2 protein-coding genes are annotated in these 2007 nt (G+C 68.8%); one reads left to right on the top strand and one right to left on the bottom strand.

The window, feature by feature from the left end:
* Window positions 1-476: 476 nt before the first annotated feature.
* Window positions 477-1394 carry an IS5 family transposase gene (locus tag ACFU95_RS50920; RefSeq protein WP_383844766.1) on the top strand — a complete coding sequence of 306 codons (918 nt, stop codon included), beginning with the start codon at window positions 477-479 and terminating at the stop codon, window positions 1392-1394.
* Here ACFU95_RS50920 and ACFU95_RS50915 read toward each other — a convergent pair.
* Window positions 1351-1893, bottom strand: a complete 543-nt coding sequence (locus ACFU95_RS50915; protein WP_383844763.1) for a hypothetical protein — start codon at window positions 1891-1893, stop codon at window positions 1351-1353. The genes ACFU95_RS50920 and ACFU95_RS50915 overlap by 44 nt on opposite strands.
* Window positions 1894-2007: the final 114 nt, after the last annotated feature.

Below are 2007 nucleotides of genomic sequence, written 5' to 3'. Positions count from 1 at the left end.
TTAGAGGCTGTTGTCGTTCCGATCTTGAGGGGTGTGGACCGAACGGGAGTTTCGATGGGGTGAGCTAGCCTGTCCGCCGTGGACCACGCCCCCGAGCTGCTGAACTGCCCTGACTGCGGGCGCGTGATGAAGAGCCTGGGCCTTGTTTTGTCTCTCCGCGATGAGGACAAGCAGCGTGTGTGCCGACACGCCTGGAGGTGCCCGGAGGGTCACACCTGGTGGCACTGGGCGGATCGGCCGGCTGAGCCCCTGGATGTCTGCCCCTACCCCCAGCTGTTCCGGCGATGACGGCGACCTGCTGTCGCCTGCCCGCAGGCTTCGGCTCACGAGCGCGGTGGGTGTCGTCGGCCCGATCCTGATCGGTATCGGTCGGCCGGAGTCTCAATCGGGTGACTGCGGCGGCCGGCGCGCATGAGAACAGGGCCTCTTGGTAGCTCCAAGGGTGTCTACGCCAAAAAGCTGTCCAGGAGGCCCTGTTGTCGCAGTTCTACGACATCATGTGGGTGGAGTCCACTTCGACCACCCTTGCGTGTGACTGCCTGGCTCACCGGTTCGGGAACGCCGGCGACCACCCGGTGCGCGAGCGCCGCTACCCGACCGACATGTCGGAGGCGGAGTGGGCGGTGGTGAGACCGTTGCTGCCGGTGCCGGGCTGGCTGCGCGGGCGGGGCGGGCAGCCGGAGGCGTACTGCCACCGCGCGATACTGGACGCGATCCGCTACCTGGTCGACAACGCCATCAAGTGGCGGGCCATGCCGGCCGACTTCCCGCCGTGGGACCGGGTCTACGCTTTCTTCCGCCGCTGGCGCGACCACGGCATGGTCAAGGAGTTCCACGACCGCCTCCGCCGCAAGGTCCGCGAGCAGGCAGGGCGGGCCCCGGAGCCGAGCGCGGGGGTCATCGACTCACAGTCGGTCAAGGCGGACGCCGTCGTCGGCGCCGGCACCCGCGGCTTCGACGGCGGCAAGCTCATCAACGGCCGCAAGCGGCACGCCGTGGTCGACACCCTCGGCCTCCTGCTCACGGTGATGGTCACCAGCGCGGATGTCGGGGACCGTGCGGCGGCCCAGGTCCTGCTGGCCCAGGTCGCCGCCGCGCATCACCTGCTGGCCCTGGTCTGGGCCGACGGCGGTTACACCGGCAGCCTCGTCGAACACTGTCTCGCCGCCCTCGCCCTGGTCCTCACCATCGTCAAGCGCAGCGACGACATGCGCGGCTTCGTCGTGCTGCCCAAGCGCTGGATCGTGGAGCGGTTCTTTGCCCATCTGATGCAAAGCCGCCGCCTCGTGCGGGACTTCGAGCGGTCCACCAGCAGTGCGGAGGCGATGGTCTACTGGTCGATGACGCAGCTCATGACCCGCCGCCTGGCCCGGCCACGCTCTTCGCGAGCGTGAACCGGCCCGGCGCCGACTCGACCAGCCAGCCCCGGGCCACCAGCCGCTTCGCCTTCGACCGCAACGCCTCGATCTTCGCGGGCACCGGGTCCAGGCCGAAGCAGGCGGCCATCTCCTGGCAGGTCAACGGTCCTTGACCGAGACGGTTCCGGTCCGCAAGAACCTGAAGGATCCGCTGGTAGTCCGCCGACAGTGCCGACCAGACCAGTCCCGCACGCCACATCGGCACCACCGATTTCGGCTTCGCGGCCCCCGAGGTCTCAGGCGCTGCCGGCAGATCACTGCGATCCGACCGCTCCTCGCAGGCGACGGAACCGGCATCGTCATCGCCCGGGGCCAGGACCTCGCCGACACGCGAGCGGGCGATGACCCACTCGTTCCACTCCCGCTCGACCACGACCAGCTCAGCCTGGATGCGGTCGGCCTCCTCCCGCAGCTCGTCCATACGACGGCGAGCGGTCAGCTCACGCTGTTCCAGCAGCCCCACGACCGACGGCATCTGCGACCTCCACCTGAGCGACGACTCGACACGTCACCACTCCCCGAGACTCCCGACCTCACGCCCGACCAGCGGAAACGCAACCCTCAACGCCGGAACGACAACAACCACTTA

It is taken from the genome of Streptomyces sp. NPDC057623 (assembly GCF_042800355.1).
GTDB lineage: Bacteria > Actinomycetota > Actinomycetes > Streptomycetales > Streptomycetaceae > Streptomyces.
Note: the sequence above shows the minus strand (reverse complement) of the source record. Positions and strands in the feature narration are given on the sequence as shown.